Consider the following 25,493-nt stretch of genomic DNA (forward strand, 5'->3'; position numbering starts at 1 on the left):
GCGCTTGGCGTGACAGCGGAACGTATCGGACTCGTTTCGCGCGGAACAAGAGGTCCCACGGAAAGAAGCTTTCTTTGTGCCTTTCATTGACAGGTTGTCATGGCGGATGGGACCGTCGATGCGCTTCGACGACGGCCGCCGTGTCCACCGGTCGGAGGGGTTGCCCCATGGGCTCCGCGCCCACGCCCGCACCCCTGCCGCCCCAGGAGTTCCACCCCAGGAGTTCCACCACAGAAGTTCCACCACAGGAGTCCGCATGCCGCTCACCGACCTCGAGCCCGGCGACCTCGCCGGATACCGCCCCGAGCTGTCCGCCCCGGAGGATTTCGACACGTTCTGGCGGGACACGCTCGCCGAGGCCCGGTCCTACGAGGGGGCCGTCAAGGCCCAACGCGTCACGCGGGCCCACCGCTTGCACGCCGTCGAGGTCGACGACGTGCGCTTCCCCGGCTGGAACGGCGAGCCGGTGGCGGCCTGGCTGCTCCGTCCGCGCGGCGCCGAAGGGCCGCTGCCGGTCGTCGTCACGTACATCGGCTACAGCGGCGGCCGCGGTCTGCCCACCGACCACCTGCTGTGGGCCGCCGCCGGCTACGCCCAGCTCGTCGTGGACAGCCGGGGCATGGGGCACGACACCCCGGACCGCACGGAGGGGGACGGCACCCAGTGGTCCCACGGATTCATGACCCGTGGCATCGACTCCCCGGAGAACTACTACTACCGGCGGCTGATCACCGACTGCGTCCGTGCCGTGGACGCCGTCGCCGAGCTGCCCGGCCTCGACACCGGCAGGATCGTCGTGGCCGGTGGCAGCCAGGGCGGCGGACTCGCACTCGCCGTCGCCGGTCTCGTCGGCGACCGGGTGGCGGCGGTGATGCCGGACGTCCCCTTCCTGTGCCACTACCGCCGGGCCGTACGGATCACCGCCGAGGGCCCGTACCCGGAGATCGCCGAATACCTGCGCTGGCACAGCCGCGACCGCGTGGAGCGGACCTTCGCCACCCTCGACTACTTCGACGGTGCCCACTTCGCCCAGCGGGCCACCGCGCCGGCGCTGTTCAGCGTCGCCCTGATGGACCCGATCTGCCCGCCCTCCACGGTGTACGCCGCCTTCAACCACTACCGGGGCGAGGACCGCACCATGACCGTCTGGCCCTTCGGCGACCACGGCGGCGGCCTCGGCTCGAACCCGCCGGTCCAGCTGTCCTGGCTGCACGAGCGTGCCCTCGCGCCGATCCCCGCGGACCGCGCCCGGGCGGAGGAAACCGCCCGATGAAGTTCACCGACGGCTACTGGCTGATGCGCCCGGGAGTGACCGCGCGCTACGCCGCCGAAGTCGCCGAGGTCCGGACCGACACGCACCGGATGACCCTGTACGCGCCCGTGAAGCACGTGCGCGACCGCGGTGACACGCTCAACAGCCCGCTGCTCACCGTCGAGTGCTGGTCGCCGGCCGAGGGCGTGATCGGGGTGCGCACCACCCACCACGCCGGATCGGGCGCCCACGGGCCGGAGTTCGGACTGCCCGGCGCCGAGCCGCACGCGGGCAAGGTGCGCCGCGACGGCGACGTGGTCGAGCTCGTCTCCGGAGGACTGGCCCTGCGGGTGGACACCGCACGGCCGTGGCGCCTGGAGTTCACGGCCGGGAGAGAGGTGCTGACCTCGGTGGGCGACCGGGGGACCGGATTCGTCACCGATGCCGACGGACGGCACCACATGCTGGCCCAGCTCTCCCTCGGCGTCGGCGAACTGGTCTACGGGCTGGGGGAGCGGTTCACCCCGTTCGTCAAGAACGGGCAGTCCGTGGACATCTGGCAGGCGGACGGCGGCACCAGCAGCGAGCAGGCCTACAAGAACATCCCCTTCCACCTCACGAACCGCGGCTACGGCGTCTTCGTCAACCATCCCGGCAAGGTGAGCTACGAGGTCGGCTCCGAGTCCGTCGGGCAGGTCCAGTTCAGCGTCGAGGACCAGACCCTGGAGTACTTCGTCGTCCTCGGCCCCACGCCCAAGCAGGTCCTGGAGCGCTACACGGCCCTCACCGGCCGCCCCGCCCTGCCTCCCGCGTGGGCGCTCGGCCTGTGGCTCACCACCTCCTTCACCACCGACTACGACGAGGTCACCGTCAACCGCTTCGTCGACGGCATGGCCGCGCGCGGCATCCCGCTGAGCGTGTTCCACTTCGACTGCTTCTGGATGCGCGGCTACCAGTGGAGCGACTTCACGTGGGACGCCGACACCTTCCCCGACCCGGTCGGCATGCTCGCCCGGCTCAAGGAGCGGGGCCTGCGCGTCTCCGCCTGGATCAACCCCTACATCGCCCAGAAGTCGGCCCTCTTCGAGGAGGGCATGCGCGAGGGCCACCTGGTGCGCAGGCGCGACGGCAGCGTCTGGCAGTGGGACCTGTGGCAGCCCGGCATGGCGCTCGTGGACTTCACCAGCCCCGCCGCCCGCGACTGGTACACCGACAAGCTGCGCACCCTCCTGCACATGGGAGTCGACTGCTTCAAGACCGACTTCGGCGAGCGCGTCCCCACCGACGTCGTCTGGCACGACGGCTCCGACCCGGAGCGCATGCACAACTACTACACCCACCTCTACAACCAGGCCGTCTTCGACCTCCTGCGCGCCGAACGCGGCGAGGGGGAGGCGCTGCTGTTCGCCCGCTCGGCCACCGCCGGGGGCCAGCGGTACCCGGTGCACTGGGGCGGCGACTGCGAGTCCCACTTCAACGCCATGGCCGAGTCCCTGCGCGGCGGACTCTCCCTCGGCCTGTCCGGCTTCGGCTTCTGGAGCCATGACATCGGCGGCTTCGAGGGCACCCCGACGCCCACCGTCTTCAAGCGCTGGGTGCAGTTCGGCCTGCTGTCGTCCCACAGCCGGCTGCACGGCAGCAAGTCGTACCGGGTGCCCTGGGACTACGGCGAGGAGGCCGTCGACGTCACCCGCGCCTTCACCCTCCTCAAGCACCGCCTCGCGCCCTACCTCCACCGAGCCGCCCATCAGGCCCACACCACCGGGGTCCCGGTGATGCGGGCCATGGTCCTGGAGTTCCCCGAGGACCCGGCCGCCGCCACGCTCGACCGGCAGTACCTGCTCGGCGACGACCTGCTCGTCGCCCCCGTCTTCACCGAGGACGGCACGGTCGACTACTACGTCCCCGAGGGGACCTGGACCAACGTCCTGACCGGCCACCAGGTCACCGGTCCGCGCTGGGTGCGGGAGCGGCACGGCTTCGACACCCTGCCGCTGCTCGCCCGCCCCGACTCCGTCCTGCCGCTCGCCGCGGACGACCGGCACCCGGTCTCCGCCTGGGCGGACGGCGTCGAACTCCGGGTCCACGCCTTCGCGGACGGCGCGGAGCGCACCGTCGTCGTCCCGCGGCCCGAGGGTCCCGGTGAGAGCGCCCGCTTCCACGTGCGGCGCACCGGCGACCGGCTGCGGGTCACGACCGACAGCCCGCATCCGTGGCAGCTGCGCGTCGGCGGACCCGCGGGCATCCCGTACGCCGTCCCCGCCGGCACCGGCGAGACGGAGGTCCCCTACCCGCTGTGAGCCGTACGCGGGCGTGGCCGCGCGCCGAGGGTGCGGGGCCTCGCCCCCGCCGTCGCGCCCGGTCCGCGGCGCGGGGTCCGCCTGTCGCGCCGTGTCCGTCTGGGGCACACTGGCGGCGTGCGGATCGTGATGATGACGGCGGGATCGCGGGGCGACGTCGCGCCGTACACGGGTCTGGGTGCCGGACTCGTACGGGCGGGGCACGAGGTGACGCTGGCGGCGCACGGGTTGTTCGAACCGCTGGTGGCGGGGTCGGGGGTCCGGTTCCGTCCGTTGCCGGTGGACCCCCGTGCCGAGCTGCACTCCGCGCGGGGCCGGCGGCTGCACGAGGCGAGGACCGGCGCGGGAAAGCTCCTGCGACTCGCGTCCATGGCCCGCGGCGCGGTCGACGCGATGACGGCGGCCCTGGTGGAGGCGGCCCGTGAGGGCGACGTCCTGCTGGTCGGCGGGTCGCTGGGGCCCCTCGGGTACGCCATCGCGGACGGCCTGTCGGTGCCCGCCCTGGGGTTGCACCTCCAGCCGCTCCACCCCACCGGGGAGTTCCCCGCCCCGGTCCTCGGGACGCGGTCGCTCGGCACGGTGGGAAACCGGCTGAGCGGACGCGCCGTCATGACCATGGTGGAGCTGCTGTTCCTCGACGCCGTACGGTCCCTGCGGCGGCACGGCCTCCGGGTGGCGGCCCGCCCAGGGGGGCGTTTCCGGACGGTGCTGCACGGCTACAGCGAGGTCGTCGTTCCCCGGCCCCGGGACTGGCCCGCCGGGCTGGAGGTCTCCGGTTACTGGTGGCCGCACGAGACCGCGCGGCTGCCCGGGGAAGTGGAGGACTTCCTCGCGGCCGGGCCCCCGCCGGTCTTCGTCGGTCTGGGCAGCGCCACCGTGCCCGACGCCGAGCGGGTGAGCCGCGATATCGTCACCGCCCTGCGCGCGGCGAAGGTGCGCGGAATCGTCCAGCGGGGCTGGGCGGGGCTCGCCGCCCGGGGTGACGACATCCTGACCGTCGACGAGGTGCCGCATTCCCTGCTGTTCCCCCGGACGGCCGCCGTCGTCCACCACGCCGGTGCGGGCACGACCGGCGCGGTCCTGCGGGCCGGGGTGCCCACCGTTCCGGTGCCGGTCCAGTTCGACGCGGCGTTCTGGGCCTCCCGGCTGACCGCGCTGGGCACCGCCCCCGGGGCGGTGCCGCTGCCCCGGCTCACCTCCGGGGCGCTGGCCCGGGCGCTGCGCCGGGCGACGGAGGACGACGCGCACCGCGTCCGTGCCCGCGCGGTTGCCGACCGGCTGGCCGGGGAGGACGGCGTCGCACCGGTGCTGGCCGCCCTCGCCCGGCTGGCGCGATGACCGCTCAGCCCACGGTCCACTTCTGGGCCGCGGTGCCGTTGCAGGTCCAGATCTGCAGCCGGGTGCCGTTCGCCGCGTTGCTGTTGGGGACGTCCAGGCACTTGTCCGCCGCGATGTTCACGATGTCGCGGGCGGCCTCCACCCGCCATTTCTGGGCCCCGGTGCCGTTGCAGTCGTAGAGCTGGAGCTTGGCGCCGTCCGCCGTGGATCCGGCGGAGACGTCCAGGCACTTGCCGAGTGCGCGGATCGATCCGTCGGCGTTCACGGTCCACTTCTGGGCCGCGGTGCCGTTGCAGTCGTAGAGCTGGACCGGGGTGCCGTTCGCGGGGTTCGCCCCGGCCACGTCGACGCACTTGCCGCCGAGGCCGGTGATCGGGCCTCCGGTCGAGGGGGCCGGCTGGTCGTTGGTGACCCGGACGTAGTCGACGGTCAGGGTGTTCGGCATGGGGGTGCTGCCGTCCGGGTTGCCCGGCCAGTCGCCGCCGACGGCGAGGTTGAGGATGAGGAAGAAGGGGTGGTCGAACACCCACTGCCGGCCGCCGAGATCGGCCGGGGTGCGCGTCTGGTACGTGACGCCGTCGACCTTCCAGACCAGCTTGTCCGGCGCCCATTCGACCCGGAAGGTGTGGAAGGCGTCCGCGAACGGCGAGCCGATCGAGTAGCCGGCGCCGATGCCGCCCGATCCGGAGTAGCCCGGGCCGTGGATGGTGCCGTGGACGGTGTTCGGCTCGAAACCGACGTTCTCCATCACGTCGATCTCGCCGCTCTGCGGCCAGCCCACGCCGCCGATGTCGTTGCCGAGCATCCAGAACGCCGGCCACATGCCCTGGCCGCGCGACATCTTGATCCGGGCCTCGAAGGTGCCGTACGCCTGGGTGAACTTCCCGGAGGTGTTGAGCCGGGCCGAGGTGTACTCGCAACGCCCGTACCAGCAGTTGTAGTTGCCCGGGTTCTCGCGCCGGGCCGTGATGACCAGGTTGCCCTGGCCGTCGTGCACGGCGTTGCGGGTCGAGTTCGTGTAGTACTGCCGCTCGTGGTTGTTCACGTTGTCGCCAGTCTCCAGGTTCCACTTGGAGCCGTCGACCGGGGTGCCTGCCGGGGCGTTGAACTCGTCGCTGAACGTGGTGGCCTGGACGCCGGCTTCGGCCGCGGCCGCCGGGGTCGCGGCCATCGCGGCCGGCTGCGTCGTGGGGCTCACCAGCGCGGCCACGGTGGCGCATCCGAGGCCGAGGGCCAGCAGAAGGCGTGATCGTCGAGAGGGAGGTGCGGACATCGTTGTCACCGCCGACGGTGGGGGAGGGGGTCGTGGACGGCAACGAAGAGTGCCACGGTCCGGACGGCGTCGACAAGACCTTGCGCTGAAACCGCTCTCAACCGTCCTTCCGCGTTCGGGAGTTGTAGGCGGGAGGGGTTGACGAGCAGGAGGGGCCTCCCTAGCTTCACACCTTAAAGAAAGCCCGAAGGCCTGGGCCCCCGTCGAAAGGTCTGTCAGGTGCATTACAGAAGCAGCTTCTGGTTCGGCCCCCGCCGCGGCCGGCGCCCCCGCCGTCTCGCCGCCCTCGTGGCCGGTGCCCTCCTCGCAAGCGGCCTGGTCATGACCGGTCCCGACGTGGCCGAGGCCGCGGGCGAGCGGGTCGACGTCTGGCTGACCACCACGTCCGACGCCGGCGGCCGCACCGTCACCCGGGGCCTCGCCCCGCAGACGCCGATCGCCTTCGGCCCCGCCGGCGGCAGCGCGAACCGCACCATCAGCGTCGACGAGAACACCACCTACCAGCAGTTCGAGGGCGGGGGCGCATCCATCACCGACACCACCGCCTACCTCCTGCGGGGCGGCGCGATCAGCGCGGCCACCCGCGACGAGGTCATGCGCCGGCTGTTCTCGCCGACCGACGGCATCGGACTCTCCTTCGTCCGCAACCCCATCGGCGCCTCCGACCTGTCCCGGCCCGGCAACGTCTCCCTCGACGACACCTGCTGCGACCTGGGCGACTTCGGGACCAACGGCTACGACACCGATGTGCGGCTGCTCACCGTCCAGGCCAAGCAGCTCAACCCGGCACTCCGGCTCAAGGCCGTGCCCTGGAGTGCACCCGGCTGGATGAAGGACAACGGCCGGATGGACCAGATGGGTTGGCTGAAGTGGGAGTACTACCCGCTCTACGCCCAGTATCTGGTGAAGTACATCCAGAGCTATCAGGCGGCCGGCGTCAAGGTCGACTACCTCTCCGTACAGAACGAGCCGAACTGCTGCCAGGCGGGCAACCCCACAGCCATGAACTACCCGGGAATGAGCTGGAACCCCTCCGGCCTGGTCGAGTTCACCAAGAACCACGTCTACCCGGCGTTCCGCGCCGCCGGGATCACCACCAAGGTCCTGGTCCACGACTGGAACTACGGCGACTACGCGAACTTCGGTTCCGGCGTGCTCGACGACGCCGGCGTGCGCAACGATCCGCTGTTCGGCGGCATCGCCTGGCACGGATACGCCGGTGACCCCGCCGTCGGCAGCCAGGTCCACGACCGGTACCCGGCGGTCAGGCAGTTCGGCACCGAGCACTCCGGCGGCACCTGGATCGCCAACCAGCACAACGAGGACCTGAAGGACATCGTCGAGTACGCCCGCAACTGGAGCAGCAGCCTGACGAAGTGGAGCCTGGCACTCAACCAGGACATGGGCCCGCACAACGGGGGCTGCGGAACCTGTACGGGGCTGATCACCGTCCAGCAGGGCGGCCCGCGCGCCGGGCAGGTGGACTACACGATCGAGTACTACACGACCGGCCACCTCACCAAGTTCGTGCGCCCCGGCGCGTACCGCATCGCGTCCACGGCCGACGCCACCGTGCAGAACGTCGCCTGGCGCAACCCCGACGGATCCAAGGCGCTCATCGCCCACAACGCAGGCGCCTCCGCGCAGTCCGTCCGCGTCGACTGGGGCGGCCAGTCCTTCACGTACACCCTGCCGGCCCGCACCACCGCGACGTTCACCTGGTCCGGTACGACGGCGAGCGCACCGACCGGGCCGCTGACCGGTCTGGCCGGGAAGTGCCTGGACGTGGCGGGCGCCGCCACCGCCGACGGCACCCCGGTCCAGCTCTACACCTGCAACGGCACCACGGCCCAGCGGTGGACCCTCGCCGCCGACGGCACCGTCCGCGCGCTCGGCAAGTGCCTGGACGCCACCGGAGGCGGCACCGCCGACGGCACCAAGGTCCAGCTCTACACCTGCAACGGGACGGGCGCCCAACGCTGGTCGTACGACGCGGCCACGCACGACGTCGTCAACACGGCCTCCGGCAAGTGCCTCGACGTCACCGGCAACACCTCGGCGGACGGGACCCGCGCCCAGATCTGGTCCTGCACGGGCGCCGCCAACCAGAAGTGGACCCACCAGCCCTCCTGACGCACCGGCAGCCACCCGCACCCCCTCTCTCCAGGAGACCACCGCATGTCACACCCGCACCCCCGCCGCCGACGAAGGACCGGCGGCACCCTGCCGGGCGCCGTCACCGCCGCCACCGCGGTCACGGCCGTCCTCGCCGGGCTGCTCGCCGGAGCCGGACCGAGCACCGCCGCCCCCGCGCCCGAGGCCGATCCGGCCCCCCGCGCCGTCGACCGCTTCGAAGGCGAGGTCCCGTTCGCCGGACCGCCCGCCGAGGGCCTGTTCACCTGGGGCAGCGACGCCGACGACCACCCGCGGCTCACCCTCGCCGAGCGCGCCGACGCCCCCGAGGGCGCGAAGGTCCTCGAAGGCCGCTACGACATCAGCGGCTGGGGCGGCTTCACCCACGACTTCGCCTTCGACAAGCCGGCGCAGGACTGGACCGCGTACAAGGGCGTCCGCTTCTGGTGGTACGGCCAGAACACGGCCCCGCTGCCGCCGGGATCCGGCAAGCGGATCAACTTCGAGATCAAGGACGGCGGCGCCGACGGCGAGGCGTCCGAGCTCTGGACCACCTCGTTCACCGACGACTGGGAGGGCTGGCACCTCGTCGAGATCCCCTTCTCGGAGTTCCACTACCGCACCGACTACCAGCCGGTCGGCGGCATCGACCAGGTCCTCGGCCTCGACAGGATGTGGGGCTACGCGCTCACGCTGCCCACCGGCGCACCCGGCGGCCGCTTCGCCCTCGACGCGGTCGAGCTGTACGGCAGGGCCGAACCGGCCCTGAGCACCCGGGTGGTGACGGGCGCGGTGGTGCACCCCGTCGACGAGGGCGGCACCGCCCGGATCGACATCGCGGTCGCCACCACCGGAGCCCGGCCCACCGGAGAGCCGGTCACCGTCGCCTACGCCACGGACGACGGCGGTCCCGCGCAGCCCGGCACGGACTACACCCCGGTCAACGGCACCCTCGTCTTCCCCGCCGGTACGCCCTCGGGCACGACCCGCTCGATCACCGTGACCACCCTGAAGGACGGGACCGGGGAAGCGGCCGAGACCATCCCGGTGAAGCTGACGGTCGACGGCGCCAAGGCGCCCGCCGAGACCCCGGTCGTGACCGTGAACGCCCACGGACTGCCCTACCTCGACCGGCGGCTCCCCGTGCGGAAGCGGGTCGCGGACCTGCTCTCCCGGATGACGCTCCGCGAGAAGGCCGGCCAGATGACGCAGGCCGAGCGCAACGCCCTGCGCTCGCCCGGCGACATCGCGGGCTACGGCCTCGGCTCGCTGCTCTCCGGCGGCGGCTCCGTCCCGACCCCCAACACGCCCGAGGCCTGGGCCCGGATGGTCGACTCGTACCAGCTGCGGGCCCAGGCCGCCCGCTGGCAGATCCCGCTGCTCTACGGCGTGGACGCCGTGCACGGGCACAACAACGTGATCGGCGCGACGATCATGCCGCACAACATCGGCATCGGCGCCGGACGCGACGCCGCCCTCGCCGCCCGCACCGGCGCCGTGACGGCGAAGGAGGTCCGGGCCACCGGCGTGCCCTGGGACTTCGCCCCCTGCCTGTGCGTGACCCGGGACGAACGCTGGGGACGCTCCTACGAGTCCTTCGGCGAGGACCCGGCGCTCGTGTCCGCCATGGAGAGCGTCATCGACGGCATGCAGGGCGCGCCGGACGGCCGGGACCTCGACCGCAACGACAAGGTGCTGACCACCGCCAAGCACTTCGTCGGCGACGGCGGTACGGCCTTCGGCTCGTCGACGACCGGCTCGTACACGATCGACCAGGGCGTCACCCGGGTCACCCGCGAGGAACTGGAGGCGGTGCATCTCGCGCCGTTCGCCGAGGCGGTGCGCCGCGGCGTGGGCACCGTCATGCCCTCGTACTCCTCGCTCGACGTCATCGGTGACGACCGCGGCCCCGTGAAGATGCACGCCGACGCCGAGATGATCAACGGGGTGCTCAAGGGCCGGATGGGCTTCGAGGGCTTCGTCATCAGCGACTGGCAGGCCATCGACCAGATCCCCGGCGACTACCCGAGCGACGTGCGGACCTCGGTCAACGCCGGCCTCGACATGATCATGGTGCCGACGAACTACCAGGAGTTCACCCGCACCCTGGTCGCCGAGACCGAGGCGGGCCGCATCCCGACCGCCCGGATCGACGACGCCGTCGCCCGCATCCTCACCCAGAAGTTCCGCCTGGGCCTCTTCGAGAAGCCGTACGCGGACACCACGCGCCTGGCCGACGTCGGCTCGGCGGAGCACCGGGCGGTGGCGCGCGAGGCGGCCGCCGCCTCGCAGGTCCTGCTGAAGAACGAGGGCGGGGTGCTGCCGCTCAGGCCGAGCCAGAACGTGTACGTGGCCGGCTCGAACGCGGACGACCTCGGGAACCAGGCCGGCGGCTGGACCGTCACCTGGCAGGGCGCCTCCGGCCGGACGACGACCGGCACCACCATCCTGGAGGCCATGCGGAAGTCCGCCGACCCCGGGACCACGCTCACCTACTCGAAGGACGCCACCGCCCCCACCGAGGGCCACGACGTCGGCGTGGTCGTGGTCGGCGAGACGCCGTACGCCGAGGGCGTGGGCGACGTCGGCAACGGCCACGACCTGGAACTGTCCGCGGCGGACAAGGCGGCCGTCGACCGGGTCTGCGCCGCGATGCCCTGCGCGGTCCTCGTCGTCTCCGGCCGCCCGCAGCTCGTCGGCGACCGGCTGCCCGCGATCGACGCCCTGGTCGCGTCCTGGCTGCCGGGCACGGAGGGCGACGGCGTGGCCGACGTCCTCTACGGCCGCCGGCCCTTCACCGGGCAGCTGCCGGTGAGCTGGCCGAGGTCGGAGGGCCAGCTGCCGCTGAACGTGGGGGACACGCGCTACGACCCCCAGTTCCCGTACGGCTGGGGCCTGACCACGCTCCGCGGCACCCCGCGCGGGGGCGAGCCGGCCCTGCGCGGGATCGGGCTGGCCGCCCGCGCCCTCCAGCAGGCCGGGCACGGCACCTCCGCCGCCGCCCGCGGCCTCGTGGGACGCGCCCGGCTGATCGTCCAGGACCGCATCGGCCGGAACGTCACCGAACGATCGGCGAAGCCCTTCGCCGAGGCCGACCATCTGCTGCTCCTCGGTGATCCCGCCGGCGCGGTCGGCAAGCTGACCGAGGCGTTCCGCGCGGCCCGCTGAGCCGCCGGGCACTCCCCGCAGGGGCCGAATCCGCCGCCGTGCGCGGCGCTCGGCCCCTGCCGGGCGGGTGCCGCGGCCCTACACCAGGAGCTCGGAGTCACCGAGGCGGCCGGGCTCACCCGGCTGCTCCGGCAGGCTCTCGGCTTCCGCCCCGTGGCCCTCCGCGGCCCCGAACCACGCCACCGCCACCGCGCCCGCGACCGCCAGTACGAAGCCGAGGACGGCCGCCCAGGCGAAGCCCGGACGGGAGGCGTCACCCAGCCACCACACGCCGATCGCCCCCGGCAGCACGGTCTCGCCGACCACGAGCGCCGCCGTCGCCCCGTTCACCGAGCCGAGCTGCAGCGCGACCGTGTGCAGATACATCCCGCCGACACCGGCGACCAGGATCGCGTACAGCGCCGGATCCGCCAGGAGCGCACCCGGTGCCAGGGGATCGACGCCGTTCAGGACGCGCACCCCGACCCCGAGCGCGCCGAAGCCGAGGCCCGACAGCAGGCCCGCGAGGATCGCCGCCCGGGCGCCGAGCACCCGCACGAGGACGGTGCCGCCGGCCATCAGCAGCAGCGAGACCCCGAGCAGCCACCAGTGCGTCGAGATCGGGGTGTGCCCGCTGCCCTCGGGGCCGGCCGCGCTCGCCAGCAGCACCAGCGCCGAACAGACCACTCCGATGGAGGCCCACTCGGCGCGCGTCAGCCGGATGCCGAGCAGCTTCACGCTGAGGACGGCCGTGATGACCAGATTGGCACTGATCACGGTCTGGGAGAGGAACAGCGGGAGCATCCGGGCGGCGAGCGCGCCGAGGCCGAAGCCGACGAAGTCCAGCCCGGTGCCGACGATGAACTCCCAGGTCATCGCCGCCTTGGCGGTCGACGACAGGCTGGGTCCGCCGTGCTGGGTGAGCTGTCCGGCGGTGACCGCCTGGAGCCGGGCCGACCTGCGGGAGCCGACGGCCTGCAGCACGGATCCCGTGCCGTAGCAGATCGAGGCGGCGACGGCGGTCAGCAGTCCTATGAGCACCGGATGGCTCCCTTTCACACGGTCGGGCGGTGGTCCGCCCCTTTCGTCTCCGCTTGCCAGACGTCCCTGAGGGCGCCCGCGTTGCCTCCGGCCCGCGACGTGCCGGATCCGGGGGTCACCCGGGCACGCCCTGCGCGCAGGCAGCGAGCGGGGGTTTGGCTCCGCCGTCGTGGGCGAGACGCGGAGACGAGTACCGAATCACCCCGATGCCAAGGAGAGGCCATGAGCAGCATGACGACCGGCCCGCAGCACACGGTCGAGCGGGACGACGACATCCTGGAACAGCTGCTGGAGCAGCACGAGCGCATCCGGCAGCTCTTCGCCGAGACCATGGAATCCGAAGGTGAGGCCAAGAAGCAGTGCTTCGACGAGCTGCGCGGGCTGCTCGCCGTGCACGAGACCGCCGAGGAGATGATCCTGCGCCCCGTGGCCAAGCGGGTCGCGGGCAAGGACGAGGCGGAAGCCCGCAACGAGGAGGAGGCCGAGGCCAACAAGGAGCTGGCCGCGCTGGAGGACCTCGACGTGCACAGCGCCGAGTTCGACGCGAAGCTGGCGGAGTTCCAGCGGGCCGTCGAGCACCACGCGCAGCACGAGGAGCGGGAGGAGTTCCCGCGGATCCGCGAGGCGTGCGACATCGACGAGCGCCGTTCGATGGGCCGCAGGCTGCGGGCCGCCGAACGGATGGCTCCGACCCACCCGCATCCCACGGCCGCCGGTTCGACGGTCGCCCAGTGGACGATGGGCCCCTTCGCGGCGCTCCTCGACCGCGCCAGGGACGCCATGCGGGGCTGACCGCCTACGCCACCGACACGGGAACTTCCAGCGGCGCCCGGAACGACAGCAGCCCCAGCATGGGGGGCTCCGTCGGTCCGGCGGCCGGGCGGAGGCCGGGGAGGGCACGGGCCGCGACCCGCAGGGCCACCGCCGCCTCCGTGCGGGCCAGGGACGCGCCCGGGCACCGGTGCCGGCCGGCACCGAAGGCCAGGTGGTGGCGGATGTTGGGCCGGTGGGGGCACATCGTCGCCGGCTCGGGGAACACCTCCGGATCGGACCCGCTGCCAATCAGCATGAGGAGCAGCGGGGCCCCGGCCGGCAGGCGCACCCCGCCCAGCGACAGGTCCCGGGCGGTGACCCGGCGCCACGTCGTGACCGGAGGCTCCCGGCGCAGGACCTCCTCCACCCATGCCTCGGCGAGGCCGGGCTCCGCGCCCGCCCGCACCCACAGGCCCGGCTCCGTGGACACCCGGCGCAGCACCGTGGCGATGAGCTGTCCGGTGGTGGACTGGCCGGCGATGAAGACGAAGAAGCAGGCGGCGACGGCCGTCCGGACGTCCAGCGGTTCGCCGCCGGGCAGCCGATGGCGGCGGAGCGCCCCGATGAAGGAGTCCTCGGGAACGGCGCCGCCGCGGACGGTCGCGGTCAGCCACCGGTGGAAGTCCCCGACGAGTGCGGCCAGCTCGGGCTGCCGCTCCGGCGAGGGCCTGCCGTAGAACAGCTCCAGCGAGGCGTCGCTCCAGCGGATCAGGGTCGCCGGTTCGATGCCCTCGATGCCGAGCAGCTCCATCAGGACCCGGCACGGAAGGATCTGCGCGTACGAGGCGAACAGGTCGCAGGAGCCGGCGGTGTCGAGCGGGGTCCGCGCCCGGGCGAGGAGCTCTTCGGCGGTCCGCTCGATCACCGGCACGGCCTCTTCGACGCGCCGCGCGTGGAAGAAGCGGGTGACCAGGCGGCGCAGTCCCGCGTGGCTCTCGGTGCCGTTGTTGGCGAGCGCGGGCGGAAGCGTGAAGCCGGCGCGGGCGAGGATCCTGAGCACGGAGACGGGCAGCGGGGTGACGGCGTGCTGGGCGTTGTCCGGCAGGAAGTCCTCCGGTTCCAGCAGGACCCGTCGTATGTCCTCGTGTCGGCTGACCAGCCACAGCCCCGTGCCGGGGTCGTGGTGGACGGGGGACTCGGTCCGCAGCAGCTCGAGCCAGGGGTGCGGTTCCCGGACGAAGTCCTCCCCGAACACGTCGAGCAGCCCGAGCGGGTCCGGGACCCCGGGAGGCGCCGGGCACGCCGCCGCGCTGCCCGGGATTGCCGCGGTGTCGGGTGGGAACGCCTCCAGGGCCGGGGAAGTCACGGCCGGAAGTTAACACGCCGAAGAGCCGTCTTCGCCGGATGTGCCCGGCGTCACTCCCTGAAGCCGAGGGCGGCGGCGAGGGCGCGGCCGGGGGCGTACGCGGGGGCGAAGGCGCAGGTGGGAGGGCCGCACGTGCCGGAGCCGCCATCTCGCTGACGGGCCGGCGCCCGGTGACGGCCCGTCGCCCGTCAGGCCTGGGGCGTGCCGGAACGGCGCTGGTCGCTCTCGTTGCGAACGTCCGTGGTCCGGCGGGCGAGGGTGTCGACGCGGCCGGCGAGGTCGGGGGGAAGCGGGGGACGGGCGGTGCGGGTGCGGGCGAGCGGTTCGAGCAGGCCCGCGGGGTCGTCGGCGGCGAGGGCCTGGCTGAGCTCGTGCCTCAGGGCGGCCGGCAGCGCGTCGAGGGCCGTGATCTGTCCGGCGAGCTGCCGCAGGTCGGCGGCGTTGTCGCGGGCCCAGCTCGTCACGCTGCGGTCGGCGGCGCGACGGTCGCGGGTGGCCTGGACGCGCTGCTCTCCCGTGGCGCCGGGGCGGCCCGGACGTACGCGCAGATAGCGGCGCTCCGCGGCCTGCCGGCTGGTGACGCCGAGGGGTGGGGCCAGTTCGGCCCAGCTGGCGCCCGCCTCCCGGGCGGCCTCGATGAGGCCGGGCTCCCAGTCGGCCAGCTGCTCGCGCAGCTCGCGCAGGAGCAGGAGCGCGGCGAGCGCCTCCTCGGAGGAGGCCCGCGGAGCCGCGGCCGGGGCGGGCGCGGACCGGGCCGCTCGGACCGTCTCCTCGATGGCGGCGAGTGCCGCCACGGCCGCGCGGAACGTGACGGTGTCGCCTTGGGTCACGTCGTCATCCTTCGATTTGTCGTCCATCCGTTGACGGTGGAGTTGTCGTCCATCCGTTGACATGTTACAACGGTGTCAGATGACGCGCATTGGCAATCACTGCCGGATTCGATGGAGGTGTTTCCCCATGTTGATGCGCACCGACCCGTTCCGTGAGCTCGATCGCCTCACGCAGCAGATGCTGGGTTCGACCGGCACCTGGTCACGTCCCGCGGCCGTCCCGATGGACGCCTACCGCGAGGGCGACGACTACGTGATCATGATGGATCTCCCCGGTGTCTCCCCGGACGCGATCGACATCGACGTCGAGCGGAACATGCTGACGGTGAAGGCCGAGCGCCGGCCGGTGCAGAAGGCCGACGACGTCCAGATGGAGCTGTCCGAGAGGCCGCTCGGCGTCTTCTCCCGCCAGCTGATGCTGGCCGACACGCTCGACACCGAGAAGATCACCGCTGACTACACCGCGGGCGTGCTCACCCTGCGCATTCCGATCGCCGAGCGCGCCAAGCCCCGGAAGATCGCCATCAGCAGGGGCGACGACCGCAAGCAGATCAGCGGCTGAGCCACCCCCCCAGACCGGGAGCGGAGGGCGACAGCCTCCCCCCCCTCTGTTCCCCTCCGCTCCCGGCACCCCGGCTACCTCGCGCACGTAGGGGGTCTCGATGAGACTGCGATGGCAGACGTTCCTCGACCAGGTGCAGGAACGAGGCGACTACGACACGCCGCAGGAGGCCGAACGGGCAGCCCGGGTCGTCCTGGCGCTGCTCGGCGCCCACCTGGTCGGCGACGTACGGGCCTCGCTCGCCGCCCGCCTCCCGGAGACCTTCGCCGTCGTCCTGCTCAACCCGCTCCAGGCCGCCGAACCGCTCTCGCCGGAACGCTTCGTACGCGCGACGGCCGCCTGGATCGAGGGAGCCACCGAACGGACTGCGGCCTGGGACGTCAGCGCCGTGCTCAGCGTCGCCGCCGACGCGGCCGGCGAGGAACTCACCGCCCAGATGCTCCTGCAACTCCCTCCCGGATACGACCTCCTCTTCGGCCGGCCGCACCTCCCACGTTGAGCCCGGCCCTCCCGTCGACATCTGTTCGCCCCGCCCGGCCGTGAGGCCGGGCCCGAAGAGAACGGCCACCCGTACCGCCATGACCCTCCAGACCGACCTCCCGACCCCGGCCGTCCGGTCCGCGACCGACCGGAGCGGTGCCTCCTTCGACGGCCTACTCGAACGCGTCCGTTACGAGGGCGCCTACCCGACCCGCGAGCGCGCCGAGCACGCCGTCCGCTCCGTACTCGGGGCGCTGGGACGCCAGCTCGTCGGCGACGAACGCGTCGAGCTCGCCGCCCTGCTGCCGTTCGAAGCGGCCATGGACCTCACCGCGCAGATCCCCGCCACCACGCCGCTCACGGGCTGGGAGTTCGTCAAGGACCTCGCCCAGCGCACCGGCAGGAGCCCGGCCACCACCCGCTGGGACGTCGGCGCGGTCCTCGCCCCGATCGCCCGGCTGGCCGGTCCCGACCTCACCGACCGCATGATCCGTCAGCTGCCCCCCGGCTACGCCCTCCTCTTCGGCAAGGCCGAACTCCTGCCCGCCCGCCCGGGCGGCACGGTCCGCGGGCCCGTCGACCGGCCGAGGTCGAGCCGGCCTCTTGACCCTCGTGGCGCGAGCCACTAACTTGCGTCCACATCGACCCGTAGCACCCGGAAGGAGGCGACCAGCAGATGCTCACCTACTCTGACCTCGGTCGCCTCGCCGAGTGCACCGCCTGGGTTCCGGGCCGCATCGCCCACGGCTGCTGAGCGCCCCCTTCTCTTCCACGTGCCCTACCGCGGCACGGCGCGGGTTTTCCCGGTCTTTCCCTTTCTTTGCACGGCACATCGCCGCCGTGCGCCTTCCTGCGCCCGCTCTCCCCACCTGGCGCCTCCGCAGACAGAAAGCTGCCCGAAAAATGAAGAACACGATGCCCCCGTCGACCGTGCGCCGAAACGAGTGCCTGTCGTGACGGAGCCACGGATCACGGTCAACGGGAGCGAACTGCCGATCGCCCCGGCCGCCCCCCACACCACGGTGCTCGACTTCCTGCGCGAACGCGGCCTCACCGGCACCAAGGAGGGCTGCGCCGAGGGCGAGTGCGGCGCCTGCGCCGTCCTCGTCGCCCGCCCGGGCACGCACGAGCCCACCGACTGGGTGGCCGTCAACGCCTGCCTGCTGCCCGCCGCGGCGCTCGACGGACAGGAACTCGTCACCTCCGAGGGCCTCGCCACCACCGACGGCGCCGGCACTCCGACCACGCTGCACCCCGTGCAGCAGGAGATGGCGGTCCGCGGCGGATCCCAATGCGGCTACTGCACCCCGGGGTTCGTCTGCAGCATGGCCGCCGAGTACTACCGCCCCGACCGCTCGGCCCCCGCCGAACCGGCCGACGCCACCGGACCCGAGCACGGCCCCAACGGCTTCGACCTCCACGCGCTGAGCGGAAACCTCTGCCGCTGCACGGGCTACCGCCCCATCCGCGACGCCGCGTTCGCCGTCGGCACGCCCGCCGATGACGACCCCCTGGCCCGTCGCCGCGCGCAGTCCCCGCCGGAACCGGTGGCCACCACGTACACCCGCGACGCCGGCACGTTCCTGCGCAGGAGGACCCTGGACGAGACCCTGCGACTGCTGCGCGAGCACCCCGACGCCGTGATCGTCGCCGGCTCCACCGACTGGGGCGTCGAGGTCAACATCCGTGCCCGGCGCGCCGATCGCGTCATCGCCGTCGACCGGCTGCCCGAACTGCGTCAACTGCGCTTCGCGGACACCCACATCGAGATCGGGGCGGCGCTGACGCTCACCGAGATCGAACGCCGCCTCGACGGCTCCGTTCCCCTCCTCGCCGAACTGTTCCCCCAGTTCGCGTCCCGGCTCATCCGCAACGGCGCGACCCTCGGCGGCAACCTCGGGACCGGATCCCCCATCGGCGACAGCCCGCCGGCCCTGCTCGCGCTCGACGCGTCCGTGGTGCTCGCCGACGCCGACGGCGAGCGCGAGGTCCCGCTGGCGGACTACTTCACCGGATACCGGCAGAGCGTGCGCCGCCCCGGCGAGCTGATCCGCGCGGTGCGCATCCCGCTGCCCCTGGCGCCGGTCACCGCCTTCCACAAGATCGCCAAGCGGCGCTTCGACGACATCTCCAGCGTGGCCGTCGGCTTCGCGCTCGACGTCGCGGACGGAACCGTCCGCAAGGCCCGCATCGGACTGGGCGGCGTGGCCGCCACCCCGATCCGCGCCTACGCGACCGAGGCGGCCCTGGAGGGCGAGCCGTGGACGGAGCGGACCGTCGAAGCCGCGGCCCGGGTGCTCCGCACCGAGGGCACCCCCATGGACGACCACCGGGCCAGCGCCGCCTACCGCGCCGAGATGCTCGGCCAGAGCCTGAGGAAGCTGTACGTGCGAACCACCGAGGCGGTGTCGTCATGAGCCGGCTGTCCGAACGCCCCGAGAAGCCCGTCGTCGGCGTCTCGATGCCCCACGAGAGCGCCCACCTGCACGTCACCGGCGCCGCCCTCTACACCGACGACCTCGTGCACCGCACCAAGGACGTGCTGCACGCCCACCCGGTCCAGGTCATGAAGGCCCACGGCAGGATCACCGCCCTGCGCACCGAACCCGCGCTCGCCGTCCCCGGCGTGGTCCGCGTGCTGACCGGCGCCGACGTTCCCGGAGTCAACGACGCCGGGATGAAGCACGACGAACCGCTCTTCCCCGACGAGGTCATGTTCCACGGCCACGCGGTCGCCTGGGTGCTCGGCGAGACCCTGGAGGCCGCGCGCGTCGGCGCACAGGCCGTCGAGGTGGAACTCGACGAACAGCCCTCCCTCATCGCCCTGCGGGACGCGATCGCGGCCGGGAGCTTCCACGGCGCCCGCCCCGTGATGGTCACCGGCGACGTCGACGCCGGCTTCGCCGACTCCGCGCACGTCTTCTCGGGCGAGTTCGACTTCTCCGACCAGGAACACTTCTATCTCGAGACGCACGCGGCACTCGCCCAGGTCGACGAGAACGGGCAGATGTTCGTCCAGAGCAGCACCCAGCACCCCTCGGAGACCCAGGAGATCGTCGCGCACGTCCTCGGTGTCCCCAGCCACGAGGTCACCGTGCAGTGCCTGCGCATGGGCGGCGGCTTCGGCGGCAAGGAGATGCAGCCGCACGGTTTCGCGGCCGTCGCCGCGCTCGGCGCCAAGCTGACCGGCCGCCCCGTGCGGGTCCGCCTCACCCGGACCCAGGACCTGACCATGTCCGGCAAGCGCCACGGCTTCCACGCCGAGTGGAGGATCGGCTTCGACGCCGACGGGCGCATCCAGGCCCTGGACGCCACCCTGACCGCGGACGGCGGCTGGAGCCTGGACCTGTCCGAGCCGGTGGTCGCCCGCGCGCTGTGCCACATCGACAACACCTACTGGATCCCGAACGCGCGCGTCGCCGGCCGCATCGCCAGGACCCACAAGGTCTCCAACACCGCCTTCCGCGGCTTCGGCGGCCCCCAGGGCATGCTCGTGATCGAGGACATCATGGGCAGGTGCGCGCCGCTGCTCGGCCTCGACCCGACGGAACTGCGGGAACGCAACTTCTACCGGCCCGGACAGGGCCAGACCACACCGTACGGACAGCCGGTCACCCACCCCGAGCGGATCACCACCGTCTGGCGGCAGGTCCACGCCGACGGCGACGTCGAGCACCGCCGGCGGGAGATCGCCGCGTTCAACGCCGCGCACCCGCACACCAAGCGCGGACTCGCCGTCACCGGCATCAAGTTCGGCATCTCGTTCAACCTCACCGCCTTCAACCAGGGCGGCGCGCTCGTGCTGATCTACAAGGACGGCTCGGTCCTGATCAACCACGGCGGCACCGAGATGGGCCAGGGGCTGCACACCAAGATGCTGCAGGTCGCCGCGACCACCCTGGGCATCCCGCTCCACAAGGTGCGCCTCGCTCCGACCAGGACCGACAAGGTCCCCAACACCTCCGCCACCGCGGCCAGCGCCGGCGCGGACCTGAACGGCGCGGCGGTCAAGAACGCGTGCGAACAGCTGCGCGAGCGACTGGCGCAGGTGGCCGCCACCCGGCTCGGAGCGAACGCCTCGGACGTGCGTATCGTCGAAGGCGTCGCGCGCGCCCTCGGCACCGACGGGGAGGTCGCCTGGGACGACCTGGTGCGCACCGCGTACCTCCAGCGGGTGCAGCTGTCGGCGGCCGGCTTCTACCGCACCGAGGGCCTGCACTGGGACGCGAAGACCTTCCGCGGATCGCCGTTCAAGTACTTCTCCTACGGCGCCGCGGCGGCCGAGGTCGAGGTGGACGGCTTCACCGGCGCGTACCGCATCCGGCGGGTGGACATCGTGCACGACGTCGGCGACAGCCTCTCCCCGATGATCGACGTCGGCCAGGTCGAAGGCGGCTTCGTCCAGGGCGCGGGCTGGCTGACGCTCGAAGACCTGCGCTGGGACACCGGTGACGGGCCGGGCCGCGGCCGGCTGCTGACCCAGGCGGCGAGCACGTACAAGCTGCCCAGCTTCTCGGAGATGCCCGAGGAGTTCCACGTCCGGCTCCTGGAGAACGCCACCGAGGAGGGCGCGGTCTACGGTTCCAAGGCGGTCGGCGAGCCTCCCCTGATGCTGGCGTTCTCCGTACGCGAGGCGCTGCGGCAGGCCGCCGCGGCGTTCGGGCCGCCGGGGGTCGCCGTGGAACTCGCCTCGCCCGCCACGCCGGAGGCGGTGTACTGGGCGATCCGGTCGGCACGCGACGCCGACCGGGGCGGAAACGCCGAGCAGTGCCCGACGTGACCTGGGTCACCGCGGTCGCACGGCTGCGGGCACGCCGGGAGCCCGGCGTGCTCGTGACCGTCGCGACCGTACGGGGCCACGCCCCCCGCAAGGCCGGCGCGAAGCTCGTCGTGGGCCGCACCGGGACATGGGGCTCGATCGGCGGCGGCAACGTCGAGGCGGTCGCCATCGACCGCGCCCGGGAGCTGATCGCCGCGTCCGCCCCCGAACCCGAGCTGCTCGATTTCGCCCTCAACGACAAGGTGACCAACCGCCACGGCGTCCAGTGCTGCGGCGGGACGGTCTCCGTACTGCTCGAACCCCTCCCGGTGGCACGGGCGGTGGCGATCTTCGGCGTCGGGCACGTCGGGTTGGAACTCGCGCGCATCCTGGCGCGCCAGGACCTCGACCTCCACCTCGTCGACAGCCGCGCCGACGTCCTCGCGGAGGAGCGGCTCGCCGCCCTGGAGGACGCGGTCGCGGCGATACGGGTGCACCACACGCCGCTGCTGCCCGAGGAGGTCCTCGAACAGCTGCCGCACGGCACCCACGTCCTGATCATGACCCATGACCACGCCGAGGACGCCGCCCTGTGCGACGCGGCCCTGCGCACGCCCCACCTCGGCTCCGTCGGTCTGATCGGATCGGCGGCCAAGTGGGCGCGCTTCCGCGGGCGCCTCCTCACGGAGGGCGGCCACGACGAGGCCGCGGTCGACCGGATCAAGACCCCGATCGGCCTGTCCGACATCACCGGCAAGGAACCGGCGACCATCGCCGTGAGCGTCGCCGCCGACCTGCTGCGCACCTTCGAGACGGAAGGCCCGTGAGCTCCGCCGCGCACCGGGTCCGCGGCGGCGGGCAGCGCGGCGAGCGGCGGTTTCAGCCCTGCCCGAACCCGGCCCCCGCCAGCCACCGCACGAGCTCCCGCTGAGCGGAGCCGCGCTGCTCGGCCGTGGCCGGGGCGGCGCTCACCAGGGCGACGTGGAGGCCCGCGGGCGCCCCGGACACCAGCAGCCGGCGGGCCGCGGTCCCGCCGGGTTCGGGCGCGACGGCGAACGGCGCGCCCGCGGCGGGCCCGGTGACCGTGCCGAGGTCGGACACGACCGTGGTGGCAGCGGCGTCGAAACCGGCCGGGAGGTGCAGCTCCGTGGGCGCCCGGCCGCCGTCGGCCCGCCACACCAGGACGCCGTACGGCAGCTCCGTGCCCACGAGCCCCGCCACGGCGGGCAGCGAGGCGGGGACCGGGCTCCAGTTCTGCGTGCCGCCCGCGTCCCGCGAACGGTCCTCGTACAGGAAGGCGAGGGTGCGGCCGGCCACGGCGGTCGGGTAGAGCCGGTCGAGGAGCCGGGCGTCCTGGCGGAGCACGGGATTGCCGGCGGCGTCGAGGCGCACGGCCGAGAGGTCCTCGCCGTTCCAGGCGTCGCCCTCGGTGAGGATCTTCCGCGGGTTGCCGTTCATCGCCTCCTGGTGGCGCCCGCTGTGGACGTCCCACTGCCACTGCGTCGCGGACAGCACGGGCCCGGCCGAGGCGGGAGCCTGCCACCAGGCCCGCCCGCCGAGCCCGCTGTCGAGCCCCTGGTACATGCCCTTGAGGACGGAGGGAGCCTTGTCCGAAGCGGTGCCGGTCAGCGGGTGCCCGAACTCGCTCACCACGGCCGGGGCGCCGAGCGCGGCCGAGCGCCCGCGCACGGCGGCGAAGTCCGCGGCGTAGGCGCCGTCCCGGGCCTTGGTCAGGTCGAAGAACCCGGACATCCGGGCCTGGTCGTAGAAGTGCGTGTTGAAGACGTAGCGGGGCCCGTGCGCGGCCAGGCCGGCCAGCCCGCCCGGCTGCTTCATGAAGGACAGGTTGGAGTTCCAGAACATGTTCGGCTCGACCAGGGCCGGCTTGTCCTGCCAGCCCGCCGCGTCCATCCGGGCGCGGAACCGCTCGTAGAACGGCCAGAGCAGCTCCCGCTCCCAGCCGGCGCCGTCCTGGCCGCCGGCGTACTGCCCCGCGTAGGGCTCGTTGTACGGGTCGAAGCCGACGACACCCGCGAACTCGGACGGATCCAGATGGCCGGCGAGGTACGCCATGGTGGCCTGGGCCGTGTCGAGGAAGGCGTCCTGGACGCCGTTGCGGTTGGTCCAGAAGTCCCGCATGGCGTCCTTGACCGTCTGGTTCTGGGTGATGTTCTGCCCCCAGTGGGCGCAGATCCCGCAGAACTCGCGCGGGTAGCCGCCCGCCTCGACGACCCAGCGCGGCGCCCCGTCGCCCTGGTACCAGCTGTCGGCGTCGAAGAGGTGGCGGGAGAACAGGTCCTGGTGGAAGTCGGGGTACACCCGCAGTCCCACGGCCAGGAACTCGCGGATCTGCGCCGTCGCCGCGGCCAGATACGCCTCGTCGACCGTTCCCCGCGCCGGCTCGGCCGCCGCCCAGGAGAGCAGGAAACGCACCGAGTTGGCCCCGCCCCGCTCACGCAGCGCCCGCGCCGCCTTGCGGGCGTCCTCGACACCGGCGAACGGCAGCCCCCCGTGTTCGGCGAGCTTGGTCCCGCCCGACACGTTGAAGCCCCGCAGCACGACCTCGCGCCCGTAGCCGTCCACGAACCGGGTCCCGTCGACCGTCACCTCGGTCGCACGGGCGTCGTACGGGACGGGCTCGGTGCCGCGCGCGGCAGCGGCGCCCGGGAACGACGGCAGCAGGCACAGCACGCTGGAGGCCAGGACCGCGAGCACGACGGTCCGTCGACGGGTAGCCATGTGCGCCACTGTCCGCAAGAACTGACGGGCCGTCAATACCCGGGTCGCCGCACGCGGCGGACGGGCCGGCGAAGCCGGTGGATCGGGACCCCGGCACGGCCGGCCGCCCGATTCCGCCGGGCCTGCCACGAGGGAGTATCGTCGTGCGGTCACGGACGGCGATCGGATCGTCTGCGCAACCCAGGGGAACCACATGACTGATCTGCACGCCCTGCGTGCGAGCCTCGCGTCCGGCGAGCACGAGTTCGCCGACACGCTGGCCTTCGTCGCCGCGCACTACGCGTATCGGCCGCAGGCGTTCCGCAACGGGGACCTGGAGAACGCCGCGGGCGAGAACGAGGGCTCCTGCAAGACGCTGGGGCTCGCCCTGCTGGAAGGGCTGAGCGACGAAGAGGCGCTGCTGGCGTTCGGCGAGCACTACCGCGGTGTGCTGGCGACGCCGGACGGCACCGACCACGCCAACATCCGCAACCTCATGGCCCACGGCCTGGCCGGTGTGAGCTTCGCGGGGCAGCCGCTGACCCGCACGAACTGAGCGGCCGCGGCGCCCCGCCGCCTACGGCGCCCGCTCGACCGTCGCGCCGTCGCCCGCCCTCGCGGATGAGCAGGTGAGAGCCGCGGGGCGCCGGATGAGGCGCCCCGCGGTCCGGGCGGGTGCGGGCTCGCCACGGGCTCGCCGCGGGCCCCGCCGCAGGCGTCAGGAGGCGAGGAGTCTGCTCTTCTGGGCCGCGAACTCCTCCTCGGTCAGCAGACCCTGTTCCTTCAGCTCGCCGAGTTCCTTGAGCTGGGCGATCTTGCTGCTCATGTCGTCGGCCGGGGCGGGGGCCGCGGGCGGCGGCGGGGGTGGCGGCGGCGGGGCATACTGCTGCTCCGGTGCCGGTTCCTGTCGCGCCCAGCGGCCCGCCTGGCGTCGCGAGACCCTGTTGGAGACGGCGGTCGCCGTTCCGGCCACCACCGCGGTGCGCGCCACGCCGCGAAGAAGTCCTGGCATGTCGGTCCTCCTTGGTTGTCGTCCGTCGGCGTCAGGCGGCGGCGCTGCCGTCCGTTCCCTCCACCGCGTCCAGCGAGGCCAGCAGGGCCTGCACGGGGATACGCCCGCCGGCCACGAGCTGCGCACCGCCGCGCCGCAGTTCCCGCGCGAGGGGCGCGGCCCAGAGGTTCTCGTAGACGAGGATGCCTGCCGAGTTCCCCGGCTCCAGGGCCGTCCCCGCCTCGTCGAGGTCGTCCTGACCGAGGAGCCCCGACGACGAGCCCTCGAACACGGTCAGGTCGAGCTCGCCGTCGGCGTCGATGTCCCGCAGCTCCACGGCGACGACACTGCCGTCGGCGTCCTTCCGGACGAACGAGAGGTCGAGGATGCGGATGATCCCTCTGTCGACCAGATCGAGGAGAAGGGGCAGCCCCTTGCCCGTCATGCGGTTGCCGGGGAACTCGATGACCAGGTAGTCCACCGGCCCCATGTCCTCGAATTCATCGCTCATGACCACTCCACACGCAGTTGGGATGGACTGGCCGCGTCG

Annotated in this window: 20 protein-coding genes; 13 read left to right on the plus strand and 7 right to left on the minus strand. The window is 72.9% G+C overall.

Going from position 1 to position 25,493, the window contains the following annotated elements; translation table 11 throughout:
- The first annotated feature begins 256 nt into the window (after positions 1-256).
- The 3 genes from ACH414_RS02265 to ACH414_RS02275 all read left to right on the plus strand — a co-directional run bounded on the left by ACH414_RS02265 (position 257) and on the right by ACH414_RS02275 (position 4,890).
- Positions 257-1,273 carry an acetylxylan esterase gene (locus ACH414_RS02265; protein WP_386562096.1) on the plus strand — a complete coding sequence of 339 codons (1,017 nt, stop codon included), beginning with the start codon at positions 257-259 and terminating at the stop codon, positions 1,271-1,273.
- Positions 1,270-3,552: an alpha-xylosidase gene (gene yicI, locus ACH414_RS02270; RefSeq protein ID WP_382534599.1), complete on the plus strand. Its 2,283-nt coding sequence runs from the start codon at positions 1,270-1,272 to the stop codon at positions 3,550-3,552. The genes ACH414_RS02265 and yicI overlap by 4 nt, the downstream gene beginning before the upstream one ends.
- Positions 3,553-3,669: 117 nt before the next feature.
- Positions 3,670-4,890 (plus strand): glycosyltransferase, encoded by a 1,221-nt coding sequence (locus ACH414_RS02275; RefSeq protein WP_386562098.1) that lies wholly within the window; start codon positions 3,670-3,672, stop codon positions 4,888-4,890.
- Positions 4,891-4,894: 4 nt separating this feature from the next.
- Here ACH414_RS02275 and ACH414_RS02280 read toward each other — a convergent pair whose 3' ends face one another.
- On the minus strand, positions 4,895-6,163 hold the full coding sequence (locus ACH414_RS02280; protein WP_382534601.1) for a lectin: 1,269 nt from the start codon (positions 6,161-6,163) through the stop codon (positions 4,895-4,897).
- 219 nt (positions 6,164-6,382) lie between these two features.
- On the opposite strand from ACH414_RS02280, the gene ACH414_RS02285 reads away from it, so the two are divergent.
- A complete protein-coding gene (locus ACH414_RS02285; RefSeq protein ID WP_386562102.1) occupies positions 6,383-8,296 on the plus strand; it encodes a ricin-type beta-trefoil lectin domain protein in 1,914 nt (637 codons plus the stop codon).
- Between the two features lie 45 nt (positions 8,297-8,341).
- Positions 8,342-11,464 (plus strand): glycoside hydrolase family 3 protein, encoded by a 3,123-nt coding sequence (locus ACH414_RS02290; protein ID WP_398940593.1) that lies wholly within the window; start codon positions 8,342-8,344, stop codon positions 11,462-11,464.
- Positions 11,465-11,542: 78 nt separating this feature from the next.
- On the opposite strand, the gene ACH414_RS02295 is transcribed toward ACH414_RS02290, so the two are convergent.
- Positions 11,543-12,484, minus strand: a complete 942-nt coding sequence (locus tag ACH414_RS02295) for a hypothetical protein (protein WP_382534607.1) — start codon at positions 12,482-12,484, stop codon at positions 11,543-11,545.
- Positions 12,485-12,706: 222 nt separating this feature from the next.
- Here ACH414_RS02295 and ACH414_RS02300 point away from each other — a divergent pair, with 222 nt between their 5' ends.
- Positions 12,707-13,276 carry a hemerythrin domain-containing protein gene (locus ACH414_RS02300; RefSeq protein ID WP_382534609.1) on the plus strand — a complete coding sequence of 190 codons (570 nt, stop codon included), beginning with the start codon at positions 12,707-12,709 and terminating at the stop codon, positions 13,274-13,276.
- Between the two features lie 4 nt (positions 13,277-13,280).
- Here the strand turns inward: ACH414_RS02300 and ACH414_RS02305 are convergent, their stop codons facing one another.
- Positions 13,281-14,603, minus strand: a complete 1,323-nt coding sequence (locus tag ACH414_RS02305; protein WP_398940594.1) for a cytochrome P450 — start codon at positions 14,601-14,603, stop codon at positions 13,281-13,283.
- 188 nt (positions 14,604-14,791) lie between these two features.
- On the minus strand, positions 14,792-15,460 hold the full coding sequence (locus ACH414_RS02310; protein WP_382534613.1) for a type III effector protein: 669 nt from the start codon (positions 15,458-15,460) through the stop codon (positions 14,792-14,794).
- Between the two features lie 100 nt (positions 15,461-15,560).
- On the opposite strand from ACH414_RS02310, the gene ACH414_RS02315 reads away from it, so the two are divergent.
- From ACH414_RS02315 to xdhC, 6 genes are all read left to right on the plus strand, one after another.
- Entirely contained in the window at positions 15,561-15,995 is a 435-nt protein-coding gene (locus ACH414_RS02315) for an Hsp20/alpha crystallin family protein (protein ID WP_382534615.1), read from the plus strand.
- Between the two features lie 100 nt (positions 15,996-16,095).
- Positions 16,096-16,494: a DUF2267 domain-containing protein gene (locus ACH414_RS02320; protein ID WP_382534617.1), complete on the plus strand. Its 399-nt coding sequence runs from the start codon at positions 16,096-16,098 to the stop codon at positions 16,492-16,494.
- Positions 16,495-16,573: 79 nt separating this feature from the next.
- Entirely contained in the window at positions 16,574-17,104 is a 531-nt protein-coding gene (locus ACH414_RS02325; protein ID WP_382534619.1) for a DUF2267 domain-containing protein, read from the plus strand.
- Between the two features lie 324 nt (positions 17,105-17,428).
- Positions 17,429-18,892: a xanthine dehydrogenase small subunit gene (locus tag ACH414_RS02330; RefSeq protein ID WP_398940595.1), complete on the plus strand. Its 1,464-nt coding sequence runs from the start codon at positions 17,429-17,431 to the stop codon at positions 18,890-18,892.
- Entirely contained in the window at positions 18,889-21,255 is a 2,367-nt protein-coding gene (xdhB, locus tag ACH414_RS02335) for a xanthine dehydrogenase molybdopterin binding subunit (RefSeq protein ID WP_382534623.1), read from the plus strand. The genes ACH414_RS02330 and xdhB overlap by 4 nt, the downstream gene beginning before the upstream one ends.
- The gene (gene xdhC, locus ACH414_RS02340; protein WP_386562113.1) at positions 21,252-22,061 is read left to right on the plus strand and encodes a xanthine dehydrogenase accessory protein XdhC; all 810 of its coding nucleotides are present in this window, start codon (positions 21,252-21,254) and stop codon (positions 22,059-22,061) included. The genes xdhB and xdhC overlap by 4 nt, the downstream gene beginning before the upstream one ends.
- Positions 22,062-22,113: 52 nt before the next feature.
- Here the strand turns inward: xdhC and ACH414_RS02345 are convergent, their stop codons facing one another.
- Positions 22,114-23,973, minus strand: a complete 1,860-nt coding sequence (locus ACH414_RS02345) for a cellulase family glycosylhydrolase (protein ID WP_398940596.1) — start codon at positions 23,971-23,973, stop codon at positions 22,114-22,116.
- Positions 23,974-24,166: 193 nt separating this feature from the next.
- Between ACH414_RS02345 and ACH414_RS02350 the strand changes: the two genes are divergently transcribed.
- Positions 24,167-24,508, plus strand: a complete 342-nt coding sequence (locus ACH414_RS02350) for a HopJ type III effector protein (protein WP_382534628.1) — start codon at positions 24,167-24,169, stop codon at positions 24,506-24,508.
- Positions 24,509-24,670: 162 nt separating this feature from the next.
- Here the strand turns inward: ACH414_RS02350 and ACH414_RS02355 are convergent, their stop codons facing one another.
- On the minus strand, positions 24,671-24,964 hold the full coding sequence (locus ACH414_RS02355; protein ID WP_386562118.1) for an SHOCT domain-containing protein: 294 nt from the start codon (positions 24,962-24,964) through the stop codon (positions 24,671-24,673).
- A 31-nt stretch (positions 24,965-24,995) separates the two neighbouring features.
- The gene (locus ACH414_RS02360; protein ID WP_382534631.1) at positions 24,996-25,454 is read right to left on the minus strand and encodes a DUF6325 family protein; all 459 of its coding nucleotides are present in this window, start codon (positions 25,452-25,454) and stop codon (positions 24,996-24,998) included.
- Positions 25,455-25,493 lie beyond the last annotated feature (39 nt).

This window comes from Streptomyces sp. NPDC020422 (assembly GCF_044386705.1).
In the GTDB taxonomy this organism is placed as follows: domain Bacteria; phylum Actinomycetota; class Actinomycetes; order Streptomycetales; family Streptomycetaceae; genus Streptomyces.

Bases quoted from the DNA above. Each gene is read 5' to 3' on its own strand.
- ACH414_RS02360 (WP_382534631.1), bottom strand. From the start codon at position 25,454: ATGAGCGATGAATTCGAGGACATGGGGCCGGTGGACTACCTGGTCATC.
- ACH414_RS02355 (WP_386562118.1), bottom strand. From the start codon at position 24,964: ATGCCAGGACTTCTTCGCGGCGTGGCGCGCACCGCGGTGGTGGCCGGA.
- ACH414_RS02300 (WP_382534609.1), top strand. From the start codon at position 12,707: ATGAGCAGCATGACGACCGGCCCGCAGCACACGGTCGAGCGGGACGAC.
- ACH414_RS02265 (WP_386562096.1), top strand. From the start codon at position 257: ATGCCGCTCACCGACCTCGAGCCCGGCGACCTCGCCGGATACCGCCCC.
- ACH414_RS02280 (WP_382534601.1), bottom strand. From the start codon at position 6,163: ATGTCCGCACCTCCCTCTCGACGATCACGCCTTCTGCTGGCCCTCGGC.
- ACH414_RS02290 (WP_398940593.1), top strand. From the start codon at position 8,342: ATGTCACACCCGCACCCCCGCCGCCGACGAAGGACCGGCGGCACCCTG.
- ACH414_RS02310 (WP_382534613.1), bottom strand. From the start codon at position 15,460: ATGGACGACAAATCGAAGGATGACGACGTGACCCAAGGCGACACCGTC.
- ACH414_RS02345 (WP_398940596.1), bottom strand. From the start codon at position 23,973: ATGGCTACCCGTCGACGGACCGTCGTGCTCGCGGTCCTGGCCTCCAGC.
- yicI (WP_382534599.1), top strand. From the start codon at position 1,270: ATGAAGTTCACCGACGGCTACTGGCTGATGCGCCCGGGAGTGACCGCG.
- ACH414_RS02325 (WP_382534619.1), top strand. From the start codon at position 16,574: ATGACCCTCCAGACCGACCTCCCGACCCCGGCCGTCCGGTCCGCGACC.
- xdhB (WP_382534623.1), top strand. From the start codon at position 18,889: ATGAGCCGGCTGTCCGAACGCCCCGAGAAGCCCGTCGTCGGCGTCTCG.
- ACH414_RS02350 (WP_382534628.1), top strand. From the start codon at position 24,167: ATGACTGATCTGCACGCCCTGCGTGCGAGCCTCGCGTCCGGCGAGCAC.
- ACH414_RS02320 (WP_382534617.1), top strand. From the start codon at position 16,096: ATGAGACTGCGATGGCAGACGTTCCTCGACCAGGTGCAGGAACGAGGC.
- ACH414_RS02315 (WP_382534615.1), top strand. From the start codon at position 15,561: ATGTTGATGCGCACCGACCCGTTCCGTGAGCTCGATCGCCTCACGCAG.